Source organism: Vibrio sp. R78045 (assembly GCF_042466085.1).
In the GTDB taxonomy this organism is placed as follows: Bacteria; Pseudomonadota; Gammaproteobacteria; order Enterobacterales; family Vibrionaceae; genus Vibrio; species Vibrio cyclitrophicus.
The window spans coordinates 566,772-581,461 of the sequence record NZ_JAXHBS010000008.1; the positions used below are offsets into that span (position 1 = coordinate 566,772).

The 14,690-nt window shown below is 43.5% G+C and carries 13 protein-coding genes; 7 read left to right on the forward strand and 6 right to left on the reverse strand.

Going from position 1 to position 14,690, the window contains the following annotated elements:
- Positions 1–181 precede the first annotated feature (181 nt).
- The 3 genes from SJY39_RS05065 to queF all read right to left on the reverse strand — a co-directional run bounded on the left by SJY39_RS05065 (position 182) and on the right by queF (position 5,028).
- Positions 182–1,747: a GGDEF domain-containing protein gene (locus SJY39_RS05065; protein ID WP_016767599.1), complete on the reverse strand. Its 1,566-nt coding sequence runs from the start codon at positions 1,745–1,747 to the stop codon at positions 182–184.
- 118 nt (positions 1,748–1,865) lie between these two features.
- Entirely contained in the window at positions 1,866–4,124 is a 2,259-nt protein-coding gene (locus SJY39_RS05070; protein WP_016793812.1) for a lipopolysaccharide assembly protein LapB, read from the reverse strand.
- Between the two features lie 58 nt (positions 4,125–4,182).
- Positions 4,183–5,028 carry an NADPH-dependent 7-cyano-7-deazaguanine reductase QueF gene (gene queF / locus SJY39_RS05075; RefSeq protein WP_016767598.1) on the reverse strand — a complete coding sequence of 282 codons (846 nt, stop codon included), beginning with the start codon at positions 5,026–5,028 and terminating at the stop codon, positions 4,183–4,185.
- A 131-nt stretch (positions 5,029–5,159) separates the two neighbouring features.
- Here queF and syd point away from each other — a divergent pair, with 131 nt between their 5' ends.
- The 3 genes from syd (at position 5,160) to SJY39_RS05090 (ending at position 8,101) form a co-directional block, all read left to right on the forward strand.
- On the forward strand, positions 5,160–5,705 hold the full coding sequence (gene syd / locus SJY39_RS05080; protein WP_010436408.1) for a SecY-interacting protein: 546 nt from the start codon (positions 5,160–5,162) through the stop codon (positions 5,703–5,705).
- A gap of 4 nt (positions 5,706–5,709) precedes the next feature.
- Positions 5,710–6,486, forward strand: coding sequence for a Zn-ribbon-containing protein (locus SJY39_RS05085; RefSeq protein ID WP_010436409.1), 777 nt, complete (start codon positions 5,710–5,712; stop codon positions 6,484–6,486).
- Positions 6,487–6,895: 409 nt separating this feature from the next.
- A complete protein-coding gene (locus SJY39_RS05090; protein ID WP_010436412.1) occupies positions 6,896–8,101 on the forward strand; it encodes a carbohydrate porin in 1,206 nt (401 codons plus the stop codon).
- A 90-nt stretch (positions 8,102–8,191) separates the two neighbouring features.
- Here the strand turns inward: SJY39_RS05090 and SJY39_RS05095 are convergent, their stop codons facing one another.
- The 3 genes from SJY39_RS05095 to metN all read right to left on the reverse strand — a co-directional run bounded on the left by SJY39_RS05095 (position 8,192) and on the right by metN (position 10,775).
- Positions 8,192–9,001: a MetQ/NlpA family lipoprotein gene (locus SJY39_RS05095; protein ID WP_010436416.1), complete on the reverse strand. Its 810-nt coding sequence runs from the start codon at positions 8,999–9,001 to the stop codon at positions 8,192–8,194.
- Positions 9,002–9,067: 66 nt separating this feature from the next.
- Positions 9,068–9,751, reverse strand: a complete 684-nt coding sequence (locus SJY39_RS05100; protein WP_004734372.1) for a methionine ABC transporter permease — start codon at positions 9,749–9,751, stop codon at positions 9,068–9,070.
- A complete protein-coding gene (gene metN / locus SJY39_RS05105; RefSeq protein WP_010436418.1) occupies positions 9,741–10,775 on the reverse strand; it encodes a methionine ABC transporter ATP-binding protein MetN in 1,035 nt (344 codons plus the stop codon). The genes SJY39_RS05100 and metN overlap by 11 nt, the downstream gene beginning before the upstream one ends.
- Positions 10,776–11,015: 240 nt before the next feature.
- Here metN and gmhB point away from each other — a divergent pair, with 240 nt between their 5' ends.
- The 4 genes from gmhB to treB all read left to right on the forward strand — a co-directional run bounded on the left by gmhB (position 11,016) and on the right by treB (position 14,632).
- On the forward strand, positions 11,016–11,567 hold the full coding sequence (gene gmhB / locus SJY39_RS05110) for a D-glycero-beta-D-manno-heptose 1,7-bisphosphate 7-phosphatase (protein WP_032544876.1): 552 nt from the start codon (positions 11,016–11,018) through the stop codon (positions 11,565–11,567).
- 80 nt (positions 11,568–11,647) lie between these two features.
- Positions 11,648–11,968 (forward strand): MliC family protein, encoded by a 321-nt coding sequence (locus SJY39_RS05115; protein ID WP_016784980.1) that lies wholly within the window; start codon positions 11,648–11,650, stop codon positions 11,966–11,968.
- Positions 11,969–12,059: 91 nt separating this feature from the next.
- Complete coding sequence (gene treR, locus SJY39_RS05120) at positions 12,060–13,004, forward strand: trehalose operon repressor TreR (protein WP_016793813.1); 945 nt, start codon at positions 12,060–12,062, stop codon at positions 13,002–13,004.
- 203 nt (positions 13,005–13,207) lie between these two features.
- Positions 13,208–14,632: a PTS trehalose transporter subunit IIBC gene (treB, locus tag SJY39_RS05125; RefSeq protein ID WP_032546093.1), complete on the forward strand. Its 1,425-nt coding sequence runs from the start codon at positions 13,208–13,210 to the stop codon at positions 14,630–14,632.
- Positions 14,633–14,690 lie beyond the last annotated feature (58 nt).

Genomic DNA, 14,690 nt, shown 5'->3' on the forward strand with positions numbered 1-14,690 from the left:
TGCTTTATGGATTGTATGGAATTGCTTAAGGGCTAATATCGAGTTGCTTAAGATCTTATAAACAGCATGACTTGTCAAGAATGCTTGTTAAGCGAATGTTAATCATAAGCTTAGCAAACATTGAGGGAATTGGTATGTGATAAGTATTTGAAAAAAAGAAATAAATTAAATCAGGCCTAGTTTAATTCCAAACCAATTGGTTAGTACCACGTTGTTTGGCTTTGTTTAGCGTTTTATTGAGTCGCTCTAGTACTTCTTCAGGTGTATCTGACTCTTTGAATTGAGTACTTGCTGCACACAAAGTAATCGTGATTTGTTGGTCACGGAACTTAAAAGGTAAACGGCTGACTTGAGTCTGGATGTTTTGAATTACCTGGTGGCAATATTCATCCGTTTGCTCTGGTAATAACAAGATAAATTCCTCACCAGAAAAACGAGCCACACTATCGGTAGCGCCGGTCTCTTTGGTGATGGTTCTTGCGATAATTTTGAGTGCTTTGTCACCCGCTGTATAACCAAAACTATCATTGATGGCTTTGAAATTGTCGATGTCGAGCAGTACAACACGCAGTGAGTGTTGCGCGCGAATCCAACGGCGGTATTCAAGTTCTAAGCGATCGGTAAAGGCGGTACGATTGTAGACCTTGGTGAGCGGGTCAAGCAACATACGCTGAGCCTGATCTTCTAAACGCTTTCGATAGTCTTGAGTCACTTCATAGAGCGAGTCTAACTGAGTTTTCCCGTAATTCATTCTCTCTATCAGAGCTTGTTCTTTTTGCTCTGCATGATTCAATCTTTCAGAAAGAGAGGCGATTTCACTAAGCAGAGGATTAATCGTCTGCTTTAAGTTATCAATGTCCGTTGCTTTATCTACAGAACTCTGGCTCTTGATGACAAGCTCATTTAGCTCAGAGTTCAGGCCTTGGCGATGCTTAAAGTAGCTTTGGCTTTGGTCTGCATTTTGATCTGCGGTTTTGATGCTAGACGCGAGTGAAGAATTAAGCTGGTCAATAAACTGTTCAGACTTTTTACGCTCTAGATTGGTGCCCTCTATGACTAGTTTGAGAATTTGAAGCGTCAGCTCAAGGAGGTTTTGTGTAGAAACACCAAGCAGCAGTTTGGCTCGAATATCGGTAAGTAGCTCACCCGATTCACCCTCAAAATCGAGTTCGGTGATCAGATGTTGTAATTCGTTTGATAAGTCGGCAAGGAGTTCTTGTTCAGGCGATTGCGCAGCGTCGGCAAAATGAGTACGAGAGTTGTTCGCCATGATCTTTATGGCACGCTCGTAAATACCGAGGAGTTTCATGGCGTGGTCGACTTTCTGACTGCCATTGCATTCGGAGAAGCTAAGTAAGTTTCGTAGATCACGTTTCAACGGTGCTGGTAGGCCAGTTATGCGTTGTAGCGTTTCTCCACTGTGCTTAATGCTATCATCCAGATATCCGTTCTGTTTATCCATAGCCAACGTCTTCTGCTTGAGCATTCTTTCTATGACTGCCAATTTAGGGATCATCGAGCTGATGTCTTTTTGCTTTTCTAGCTCTTCCCTAAGGGCAATGAGGTTTTCATCTAAATAACTGTTACTACCAACGCACGCATCACTTAAAGATGTGACGATGCGCTTAAGAACTTTTTGCTCTCTAATAAATTTGAACGAGGTGTCTCTTTGCGTCAAGCGAACTTGCTCCAACTGAAATTTCAGTTGGTGGAGTTGCGCCTGAATGTCTTTTTCAAGAATGCCCATAGATGTATTAATTAGCGCCGCGTAGATCGATCACGATCATTTAGATGAAATTCCGTTGCATCGATAATAACAAAACTAAAAATAAGGTCACGACTTGCAAGTCTTAACCGCTCGCAATTCAGTCATCTTTTAGCATTTTTTTGATGTTGTCCTCATTCTGGTACGACGATTGTATTTTTATTAACCCTTGATTAATGGCATGTTTACAAGCTTCTCGTATGTTACCAGTTGCAAGGCTTGCCGCTGGTGCGTTATCGATAGCTTTGAGGTATACCCATTGGCTAGTGCGTTCTTTCAAGCTGATTTCACGCGCTAGGTTGGTCGACATCAACAATACATCTAATAGCTCTTGGTCATTAATCGCGGTGTAAGCTCGTGGTAAAAACGGGTAGTCAGCGATGCCCATTCGAATCGTTCGGTTGATATTACGTTCTGGCTCGAAGTCATTCACCCACGATTGAATCTTTAGGAACATCGCTTCTGGTGATGAATCACGATCTGAATTTGGCTCTATATAAAGCAAGTTCGCATCTGAGAAATGATAGACGCGAGCTGGGCCTTCCAGTTTTGATTTTAAGAAATCACCGAAAGCATCTTCGAGCTCTAAGCCCGCTTTATAACCATTTTGCGTATACATGTTGCGCAGGAAAGGTAAGTCAATCATAACGAAGCGTAAGCGGTCGTTTAATGGTTCATAAATCAACTCCCCAAGCTGCCATTGCTCGAAGGTTTGGCTGGTTTGTTCTAACGAATTTGAGAGCTTAGCATTGAGCATTCTTAGGTTCGGAAGCTTTGAACGTGAGTGCGTGAAAAGATCAGTACGCAGCGAATCCACTTCTTTAGCTAAGGTTTGGATGAGGTAGCCTCTGCGTAGTACAAAGAAGAATAGGACGATGCTGAACAGAAATAGGGCGAAGGATATCTTTTGGAATTTACGATGCTCTAACTTATACCTTTCTAATTCTTGCGCTTGACCAGCGTAGTGCAAAGTTTGTTCAGCAAACTCTTTCTGCTGACGGAATGCATCCTCACCTACACGATTGAGTTTTTGCTGTTCTAAAGAAACTAAACTGTTGTACTGCTTGAGATTCGCTAATGCTTGTTGAGGACGACCTGCTTGTTCATAGCCTAAGGACAGTAAGTAATACGAACGCTGTGACAGGTGCATATTTTCTATCTGACGTGAAATCTCAAGTGCACGTGTCGCATGCTTGATTACGTCATCGCTCTCTTGTAGATGATAAGCTAACCCTGCCGACAGCAGCGCAGCGCGGCCTTCCAGTTTTGGAATATCTGTGTACTCCAACAGCTCAAGAGCGCGTGTTAGGTATTGTTCTGCAAGAGGGTAGTTATAAAGGCGTAAGTAGGTAGCTGATAAACTCAGACGAATATCAATGACTTGTTGGATATCTCGGTCGGTGCTTTCATGGTCCAAAACGTTGAAGAAATGCACTAACGCAAGGTTATATTTTCCTTGAAAGAAGTATACATCACCCATTTTTTTAAGCACTTGTGCCAAAACAGGTGAGTTTTCAAAGTTATCATAGAAATCAGCAGCTTGAGATAAGTGCTCGAGAGCTTTATCTAACACTTGGCGTTCAAAGAAAAGCTGAGCAAGCAGGCGGTTTACTTTTGCTAAGCGTGAGCTCAGATTACCTTCTACGGATTTCCAGTAGCCATACAACAACTCAGATAGTGCGTGGTTGTACTCTTTATGGGTTAGATAAAATTCACCGACCGCGATGTGGTAGTCGATAGTCACTTTTTCTGAGTAACGCTGATCGAGGTAGGTTTTCGCTTCTTGGTAGAACTTCTCGGCTTCATCGACCTTATTGTCATAAGAGGAAATATCAGCTTTCAGCATGATCAAACGATAGGTAATACCTTCTGTTAAACGCAAGGTTTTATTCACCGATTCTAGGTTTGCTTCGATACTCGCCAGCTCTGTTTTTGCTTTGGCTGATTTCCTGTCACTCAGCCAAAGTAAGCGTACTTTTAGGATCTCAAGATCCAGTTTTAGGTACTCAAGCTTATAGGTTTTCGCAAGCTCAAATGCTTTGTCGATATGTTGAATCGCAATATGAATATTACCAAGGTTGTATTCTGCTTTCGCTAATATCTTGTAGGCATCAATACTGCTGTTTGGGGTTCTGATCGAAGAGTCTGTCTCTTCGCGAGAAATAGCCGATGGGCTTTTCTCGCTTTGGTCTGAAAGGATACGTAGCGTTAGGTAGCTGTTCGCCATTTGTTTTGCTTGGCTCGGCTCTATCTCAACCAAGTTATTGGCTTCATTAAGCAGCGCCGAAGAATAAACCGACGCATTAACCGACGTGCTTAAGCTTAAAATAAATAGGCTAAAAACGTATAACCAACGCATTTCAATATCCCTTTAAAGATTGGGTAGGTTCAAATAAGTGTGGGTGGTTCCAGCCTAATTACTGGCGGGCCATACGCTTATTGTGGCTTGGTCTATCTTGCTCTGTTGAACGGTATGGATTGATATCCAAGCCACCACGACGCGTGTAACGTGCAAATACGGTGAGTTTCGATGGTGCGCAGTATTTCATGATATCCGTAAAGATACGTTCAACACATTGTTCGTGGAACTCGTTGTGTTCACGGAAAGAAACTAAATAGCGCAGCAGTGCTTCACGGTCAATTTGCTTACCTGAATATGCGATCTCAACGCTGCCCCAATCGGGTTGATTGGTGATTAAACAGTTCGACTTCAATAGGTGGCTGTGCAGTGTTTCCTCAACATTTTGCTCGCTAGCAGCTCCTTCTAGCAGTGACGCTTCAAAATCGTAGCTGTTGATTTGGATGTTTTGATTGTCGATACAATCGCCTTCCATCGTCACGATAGGCTGGTTGGTGTAATCCGTTACTGAATTTACATTTACAATCACCGTTTCGCCTGCACATGCAGACAAATCTTGAGTAAGACGTTCAGTGACTTGGTCCCAGTTTTCGAATTGAGTCTGGTTGTAGCTGTTCAAATAAAGCTTGAAAGATTTTGATTCAATTAAATTTGGGCTAGTTGCTGGGATGAAAACTTCACCGACAGCCACTTGTGGCAGGCCATTGGTGTTAAGCCATGAAAGCTCGTACATCGTCCAAATATCATGACCAACAAAAGGCAGCTCGCCGTTTAGCGCAAGATCATCACGATTCAGGCTACGAGGTACTGGTTGCAATAAACTTGCATCGTATTGGTTAGAGTACTCAGTTTTTTGGCCTAGGGTTAAACCCGCTAGCTCTTTTGCGTCAGAATATTTGCTCATACTTTCGTTTCAAATTCGATTAGAATGGGGTCGATTTTACTGAATCCCCATTACCCTGTCATTAAGTCATCGCTTAATCGGTGCGGAAAGGGCTCGGATTCTATTTATTATTTTGTGTTTAGGAGATTTTCATGACTCAACGTGCTCAAGACGCACTGTTTTCTTTTAGTCAGCGATACGTTGATACGTGGCAAAAGCAACACCAGAGCTTACCCCGTAACGAGGAGCTTGTGGATATCGTATCGCCATGCGTAGAAGAAAAGAGTGGCGACGTCGTGTTATGGAAAAGCTATCCACGTGAGCAATTTGCTGATTTTACCAATGTTGAAACTGGCATTGAATTAACCCTGCATGAAGACATCAAAACCTTCTATGGTGCGCAATACAGTGCTGATATGAACGCGACGTTTGATGGCAATGAATTGACTCTATTGCAGATTTGGAGTGATGAAGACTTCGAATGCCTACAAGAGAATATTCTGGGTCACCTTGTGACTCAACGCCGTTTAAAACTTAAGCCGACCGTATTTATTGCTGCAACAGACGCTGAACTGGATGTTATCTCTATCTGTAACTTAACGGGTAACGTGATTCTAGAACGCTTAGGCACTAAAAATCGTGATGTATTGGCCGAGACATTGGCAGAATTCTTAGACAAGCTACAACCTGCGGTATAAATAGATGTACGTATTAGAGCTTCAATTTGAGTGTTTTGATAACACAACGGTCAGCGCTGTCGATAAGGCGGTTAATGGCTTGATGGATGCACTTCGTTATAACGGACAAGTGTTAGGTCGTGAGTTTCCAATCGTGATGGGCGACGGTGAATTCTATGTTCGCGTTGTGTGTCCTGAGCAAGACAGTTTACATCCGCGTAATCACTCAGACTTCGTAAAAGTGTGTTTTGAGCGCTTGTCTAACGCGAGCCTTCTTGCGCCTAAAATGCGTTTGTTGGGTCGAGATCTTAATTCCGAAGAAGTTGCAGAAGATGAAACGCCAAGTTGGCAGGTGTTATACACGACATTCGTTCATACCTGTTCGCCGCTGCGCAGTGGTGATAGCTTGCTGCCAATCCCTTTATATCGCAACCCACCAACATTCAATGGTGACCATAAAGCCGTACTGAAATGGCAGACAGAATGGCAAGCTTGTGATGAAGTACAAATGGGCGGTGGTTGCCGTGCAGAACACGCAACGCTAGCGGAGATCAGTGATACCAAAAGCGTATTGTTCAAACGCGGTTGGGGCTTGAGAGGGCGCATTGAATATCTCACGAAGATCCCAACTTATTACTACTTGTACCGTGTGGGGGGCATTAGTTTAAAGGCCGAGAAAGAGCGGAAATGCCCGCAGTGTGGTGGTGAATGGCTGCTAGATGCACCGATCCACGATATTTTCTATTTCAAGTGTGATGACTGCCGACTGGTGTCAAACATCTCTTGGGATCACCTAAAGTAACCTTCTAGTGTATATTTAAGCGTCATATTTTAGGTGTCGGAGTGCTAATTAAGTGCTCCGATATTCATTTTTATCATTTCTATATTAAAAATTCAGTACCTTGCTTCATGTTCGGTACTGTGGCCTCATGACTTACTTTAGCTCTATTTTTCTTACTCCTCATTGTTTATCTCTTTCTCCTTTTAATACGAGCAGAGCGTGATATTCAGCTCTTTCTGTAGTGCCAATGTATTCATTTAAATAACCCTACACCCATCAACTTTCAGTCATCTCAATAGTTAGCCTGATCACAATAATCAATCAGTTCTCTTTCAATTTATATTCTTCCCAATATAAATGGGATCGATCCCATGGGAATGTTCCCATTTATAATAAAATAATCTGATTCAAGATCTGAAAGGAATGGACGATGAAACTGTTACCTATTGCTGCTGCACTCTCTACTGTCTTACTTGCACCTAATTTATACGCTGACGAAACCACACCATTGGAGTTTAATGGCTACATGCGCGGGGGTGTTGGCTTGAGTAATGAAGGCGGTTCAAATAGCAAATGGGAGGTGAGTAAAGTAGGCCGACTCGGCAACGAAAATGACCTATATGGCGAGTTTGGTTTTAGAAAAGAAGTGTATGCAGAGGACGACGTTTCATTTTTAGTTGATTCCATGTTGTCGTACTGGCAAGGCCAAGATGAGAACGCTGCGGATAAAAGCGTGGATGTAGTTCAACTCAATGTTCAAGCTGTAGGGCTTTTTGAAGATAAAGGTATTGGTATTTGGGCCGGTGAGCGCTACTACCAACGCCATGATGTACACATCGTTGATAATTACTACTGGGATGTAAGTGGTATTGGTGCTGGTGTTGAACACATCAATATGGGCCCTGGTAAATTATCGGTGGCTTTGATTCAAGACACGGTTACGGGCGATGTGTTTGATGGCAAAGAGACCACAGCCATGATTGCTGATATACGTTATGCGGGTATTCCATTGTGGAACAATGCGGATCTTGAGGTCGGTATTGATATGAACTTCGCCAATGAAAAGCAGGGTCAAACGGTGGACGCGGATGATAGTGTGATGCTCACGGCCAGCCTAAATCAAAACCTAGCGGGTGGCTTCAACAAAACCATTCTTCAAGTTGCTAACTCTGGTTATGCAGAGCAGATGACAACCTTTGGTACAGGTAAGGGCATTGTTCGTGATGCAAACAACAATGATGCTGACGGCTTTCGATTGATTAACTGGGGTGTGCTTGCTATCGGTGAGAACATCGAATTTGGCCACACGGTTCGTTATGCCGCGTCATCGGGGGTTGGTGCGAATAACAGTGATGATGAGTCGTTCAGTGCAGTAATACGACCGCTTTATAAGTGGGACAAGCGCATGCGTACCATTCTTGAAATTGGTGGCTTTGTTGAAACTATTGATAACCAAGACGGCGCGGGCGGCAAGTTCACTGTCGCTCAAGCTTGGGTACCGCAAGTGGGTTTCTGGTCACGTCCTGAATTTCGTATCTTTGCGACTTACCTAAATGATGCTGAAAATGATAATGCTTTCGGTGAAGGTAAGAACAGTGAAATGAGTGTTGGCATGCAAGTGGAAGCTTGGTGGTAAGTCGAATTTTCTTGTAAATCGTAACCAATAAAAAGGGGCTGATGTTATATCAGCCCTTCGGGTATCTATACCGCGCTGTAGTTTAGTTGATTACCAACCTTTAACCACACCACCTTGGAAGATGTCAGAAGCTGCGTTGTACACTTCTTCAGTTTGGTAAGCTTTAACGAAGTTTTGTACGTTTTCTGCGTTTAGATTGTCTTCACGAGAAACGATTAGATTCACGTAAGGAGAGTCTTTGTCTTCAACGAATACACCATCTTTTTGTGGAGTCAGGTTGATAGAACTTGCGTAAGTTGTGTTGATGATAGACAAAGCTACATCATCAAGAGAACGCGGCAGTTGTGCTGCGTCTAGTTCAACAATTGTAAGATTCTTAGGGTTCTTAACGATGTCACGAACTGTCGCTAGAAGGCCTGCACCTTCACGAAGCTCAAGTAGACCTTGTTGCTCAAGAAGCAGCAGAGAACGACCTAGGTTAGTTGGATCGTTTGGTACAGCAATGCGCGCGCCGTCTTGGATTTCGTCAACAGATTTCACTTCTTTAGAGTAACCCGCGATTGGGTAAACAAACGTGTTACCAGCGATAGTCAGTTTGTAGCCACGGTCAGCAACTTGCTGATCTAGATACGGTGCGTGTTGGAATGCATTGATGTCGATAGAGCCGTCATCTAGAGCTGCATTTGGTGTTACGTAATCTGTGAAAGTCACTAGTTCAACATCTAGTCCGTACTTTTCTTTCGCCACTTTAGCTGCAACTTCAGCAACTTGTGCTTCTGCACCTGCCATTACGCCAACTTTTACTTTAGAAGTATCCACTTCTTTATCGCCACAACCTGCTAGTACTAACGCTGATGCCGCTGCTGCGATAGTAAGTAAACCTTTAAGGTTAAATTTCATAATAATCTCCTTTTAATAAATCTATCTAATTTGGTTTCGATGACTCTAATCTTTAATCGTGAGCCTTTATCTGTGGTCAACGCGGCGAACTAATGAATCACCGATTGATTGAATAATTTGTACAAGCACAATCAACATCACTACTGTCACTGCCATGATGGTCACATCGTAACGGTGAAATCCGTAACGAATCGCGACATCACCTAGACCGCCGCCACCTACAGTACCGGCCATTGCTGAATAGCTCACCAGAGTCACGAGTGTAATCGTTACTGAGTTGATGATAGTCGGTAGTGCTTCTGGAAGCAGAACCTTGTTGATGATTTGAGTCGGTGTTGCGCCCATGGACTGAGCGGCTTCCACTAGACCTGTGGGCACTTCAAGTAGTGCACTTTCGATAAGTCTAGCAACAAAAGGTATAGCGCCGATCGTCAGTGGAACAATCGCTGCTGTTGTTCCGATGAAGGTACCAATCAGCATCTTAGTCAGTGGGATAATAGCAACCATCAACACTAAGAAAGGCACTGAACGACCTACGTTCACAACCGCACCCAAAATTTTGTTTAGTTTGGTGTTCTCTAGCAAACCACCTTTTTTAGTCGTGTGTAGAATCACGCCTAATGGGATACCGACGGCAAAGCCAACGATGCCTGCGACTGCAACCATGTAAAGCGTTTCGCCTGTTGCGCCTAGTAGAAGGTTACCGTTAAGGCTGATCCAGTCAGCAATCTCGTTGAAACTAAAGGACATAACCAAGCACCTCTACTTTTACATTGTTGTCGCGTAGGAATTGTATAGCAGCATTATCATCTGCTTCATTACCGAACAGTTCAGCTACCATCATGCCGAACTTTACGCCGCCAGCGTAATCAAGATCTGAGCTTAGGATGCTAACATCGATATTGAATTTACGAGCGATTTGCGTCATTAACGGTGCATCAACGGTTGCTCCTGTAAACTCAAGACGTACCAATGGGTAACTGCTGTTTACTCGAGTTTCATGTAAACGCGCTTGGTAATCTTCAGGAATCGTCAGGTCCAGTGTTGAGCGAATAAACTGATGTGCTAGCTCTGTTTTAGGGTGAGCAAATATTTCACCTACGGTCCCTTTTTCTACTAGTTCGCCGCCGCCGATGATTGCGACTTCGTGACAAATGCTTTTAACCACGTCCATTTCGTGAGTAATCAGTAAAATAGTGATGCTTAATTTACGGTTGATTTCACGCAGTAGCTCAAGGATAGATTGAGTCGTGGCTGGATCCAAAGCACTGGTCGCCTCATCACAAAGCAGTACTTTTGGGTCAGATGCCAGTGCGCGAGCAATCGCGACACGCTGCTTTTGACCACCACTTAGGTTTGCAGGGTAGGTATCGCGCTTATCAGCAAGACCAACCAACTCAAGTAGCTCACTGACTTTTGCTTCAATTGCTGCTTTATCTTTACCTGCAAGTTCTAAAGGCAGTGCTACATTGTTAAATACAGTGCGAGAAGACAGCAAGTTGAAGTGCTGGAATATCATGCCGATGTTACGACGTGCTACGCTAAGTTCTGATTTGTTGAGTTTTGTCAGGTCGATTCCGTCAACAATCACTTCACCCGACGTTGGGGCTTCCAACATGTTTACACAGCGGATAAGAGTACTTTTGCCTGCACCTGAAGAGCCGATGACTCCAAAGATTTGACCTTGAGGAATATGGAGGTTGATATCAATTAAGGCATTGATTTCTTTAGTGCCTTGATAAAAAACCTTATTGACTTGATTCACTTTAATCATAGAGAAACCCGTGCCGGTAGAACAGAATAATATGTCGATAGCTCGCTCGATTTACAGACGATGCTATGGTGTTCTATGATCTAAGTCAATAGATATTTTTACGTCTAGATGGCTAAACGCCGATTGTATGGCTAAGCTGGAAACAAATCGTTAACGAACGCAAAACTAAATAGATAGTGATGAAGCAAATAAAGCGTGTAATAATTAATGATTAATAGAGAGTTGATAGAGAACAAAATTTTGTCTAAACCTGCTGTTTTTTTAGATCGTGATGGTGTGATTAACGTTGATCATGGCTATGTACATGATGAGCATGACTTTGAATACATCGATGGTGTGTTTGAAGCGGCGAAAGCGTTTAAAGATATGGGCTATTTATTGGTGCTAGTGACCAACCAGTCAGGCATTGCTCGTGGTATGTTTAGCGAAGACCGTTTTCTTTCTTTAACGCAGTGGATGGATTGGAACTTTGTTGATAACGGCGTTGAGCTTGATGGCATCTATTACTGCCCGCATCATGCTGAACAAGGCTTAGGCGACTACAAGCAAGATTGTGAGTGCCGTAAACCAAAACCAGGTATGTTCATTTCTGCTCGTGACTTTCTTAAGATTGATATGGCTAACTCAGTCATGATCGGCGACAAAGCTGAAGATATGATGGCTGCAGAAGCGGCAGGTGTTGGCACTAGAGTGTTGGTAAGGACCGGTAAGCCAGTCACTGAAAAAGGTGAAGCGTTAGCCAGCGTAGTACTTGATAGCATTAAAGACGTACCCGCTTTCTTGAAAGGTTAAACGTTCTATTTATCACTAAGGTTTTTCTAACCTGAGTCTAAACTAAGTGTCATTGACTATATAAAGATGAGGAACGAAGTATGAAAGCTATGTTGGTAGCATCTCTATGTACGGTAGCATTGGTCGGGTGCTCTAAATCAGCAGCCCCTGATAATCAATTCGTGACTTATCAATGTGAGTCTGACGTCTCGTTTGATGTGGCTTACCTTAGTAATGAAAAAGCAGTACTGCGTTTACCTGAGAACGAGTACCAATTGACTCAAGTACCGGCAGGCTCAGGAACCAAATACATTCTAGACGATGGCACCTCTGAGATGATTAGCAGCATCACTTTGCGCACGAAAGGTGACGACGCACGTCTAGAACTAGGCCGTGTGGTCTATCGTAATTGCCAAAAGTAAGTCATAGTAAGAACTGCTATATTTTACAAACAGTTAAGTGAGGAAACCTACCCTCACTTTTTCTTCTCTTTCCTTTAACGTTAGACTTTTTATGAGCAAAAAACTCACTATTCTCGATATTGCTAAGCTGTCCGGTGTTGGTAAGTCAACCGTATCTCGTGTTCTGACCAATGATCCAAAAGTGAAACCTGAAACCCGAGAAAGGGTGGAAAGAGTAATTCAAGAATCTGGGTACACGCCTTCAAAGTCTGCGCAATCCATGCGCGGTGGCAGTCAAAAAGTCATCGGCGTGATCATCTCTCGTTTAGATTCTCCCTCTGAGAACAAAGCAGTTAGCACCATGTTGGCAGAATTGTATCGAGCGGATTACGATGTCGTGATCATGGAAAGTCAGCTAGATAGAGATAAAGCTAACGAACACCTTCAGGTTCTCAAGCGTCGCAATGTAGATGGTATTATCGTGTTTGGTTTTACTGACTGTGATATTCCTGCGATTGAAGCTTGGGGAAACAAAGCGGTGGTGATTGCTTTGGATACTGAGAATGTGACGTCGATTAACTATGATAACCGACAGGTGATCAATAGTGCGTTAACGCATTTAGCAGATCAGGGGATCTCTGAGGTTGGTTTCATTGGCGTTGATCCTAGCGACAAATCAACCGGTGAACTGCGTCTTAAGGCTTATCTCGAGTGGTGTGAAAACACAGGCTCAGTTGCCAACTATCGTACCGGTCAACTTCATCATGAAAGTGCTTATCAGTTGGTGGATGAGGTGCTCGCTCCTGCGACTCAAGCGATTGTGTGTGCCAGTGACACTCTTGCCCTTGGTGTCATCAAACGACTGCAAGAGCTACAACGTGAAGATGTAATAGTAACTGGCGTTGGTGGTAATGATCTTCTTTCTTTTTTATTCCCGCGAGTATTTAGCATTGATCCTGGTTACCAATCAGCAGGTAAGTTGGCAGCTAATTTATTGATATCCCAGCTTTTAGGCAATGCAGAGATATCTCATCACACTCAATCTCCTATTCTATAATCCACTCAATCAAGCGAAATAGAACCGCTAGCTTAAAATTAGAGTGTGATCTCTTTCAATTTATGGGACTGTTCCCATTTTAATTTATAATTAGCGCGGGCATTATAACAATCACGATTGGGAATGTTCCCATAACTCTAAATCTGAGTGGTTATAGCCGCATGGTTTAGGTGAGTAATTGAATGAAACCAGGGTGGGGTAGTATGAGTAAGATAGCGAAGCAAGACGTTGCGCGTCTTATCGAGTTAGTCGGTGGTAAAGAAAACATAGCGAGTGTCAGTCACTGTCTGACTCGACTGCGTTTTGTATTGAACGATACAGAGCAAGCGAACAAAGCGGAACTAGAAAAACTAAAGCTAGTAAAAGGCTGCTTTACTAACGCCGGTCAATTCCAAGTCGTGATTGGCACCGAGGTTGATGAGGTGTACACACTTTTGATTGAGCAAACGGGCAAAGATGCATCGTCAAAAGATGAGGCGAAGTTGGCTGCTCGTCAAAATATGAACTTCCTTGAGCGTGGTATCTCCCATTTAGCCGAAATTTTCGTACCACTGCTGCCTGCCATCATTACTGGTGGTTTGATTCTTGGTTTCCGTAATGTGATTGGCGACATTCGCATGTTCGACGGCAAAACTTTGGTTGAAATCAGCCAATTTTGGGCAACCGTTCACTCATTCTTATGGCTGATCGGTGAAGCTATTTTCTTCTTCTTACCAGTTGGCGTGTGTTGGGCAACAGTTAAGAAACTCGGCGGAACGCCTATTCTGGGTATCACGCTCGGTGTGACCTTGGTTTCTCCACAGTTGATGAACGCTTACATGATAGGTAAATCGGTACCTGAGGTGTGGGACTTTGGCTTGTTCGTGATTGAGAAAGTCGGCTATCAAGCTCAAGTTATCCCTGCGATGTTAGCGGGTGCGGCTTTGGCGTTCATTGAGACCAATCTTAAGCGCATTGTCCCTGCTTACTTGTACCTAGTTGTGGTGCCATTTGTATCGATTATTTTGTCTGTAATTCTAGCACACGCTTTCATTGGTCCATTTGGCCGTATGTTAGGCGATGGCGTGGCATTCGCGGCTAAAGCGGCAATGACGGGTGATTTTGCGATTCTGGGTTCTGTGGTATTTGGCTTCCTTTACGCACCTTTGGTTATTACGGGTATTCACCACACAACCAACGCCGTTGACCTACAACTGATGCAAGACTTAGGTGGTACGCCAATCTGGCCTTTGATTGCGCTATCAAATATCGCACAAGCTTCAGCAGTTGTCGGCATCATTATCTTAAGTAAGCGTGAAGGTGAGCGAGACATTTCAGTACCTGCGGCAATCTCAGCCTACTTAGGTGTGACAGAGCCTGCAATGTACGGCATCAACCTTAAATACAAATTCCCAATGCTGAGCGCAATGATTGGTAGTGCTGTTGCAGCCGCAATTTGTGGTAGCGCAGGTGTGATGGCGAATGGTATCGGTGTCGGCGGCTTGCCGGGCATCCTATCGATTCAACCTCAATATTGGTCGATTTACTTAGTCGCGATGCTGGTGGCGATTGTACTACCCGTTACGTTAACACTGTTCTTCTATAAACGAGCACAGATGAAAGGTGAGCTAGAAACCGCCAACGCGTAATGCATTAAATAAGCGATGACTCCAAAGTGAGACATCGCTTTTGCTCTTAGTTATAGCT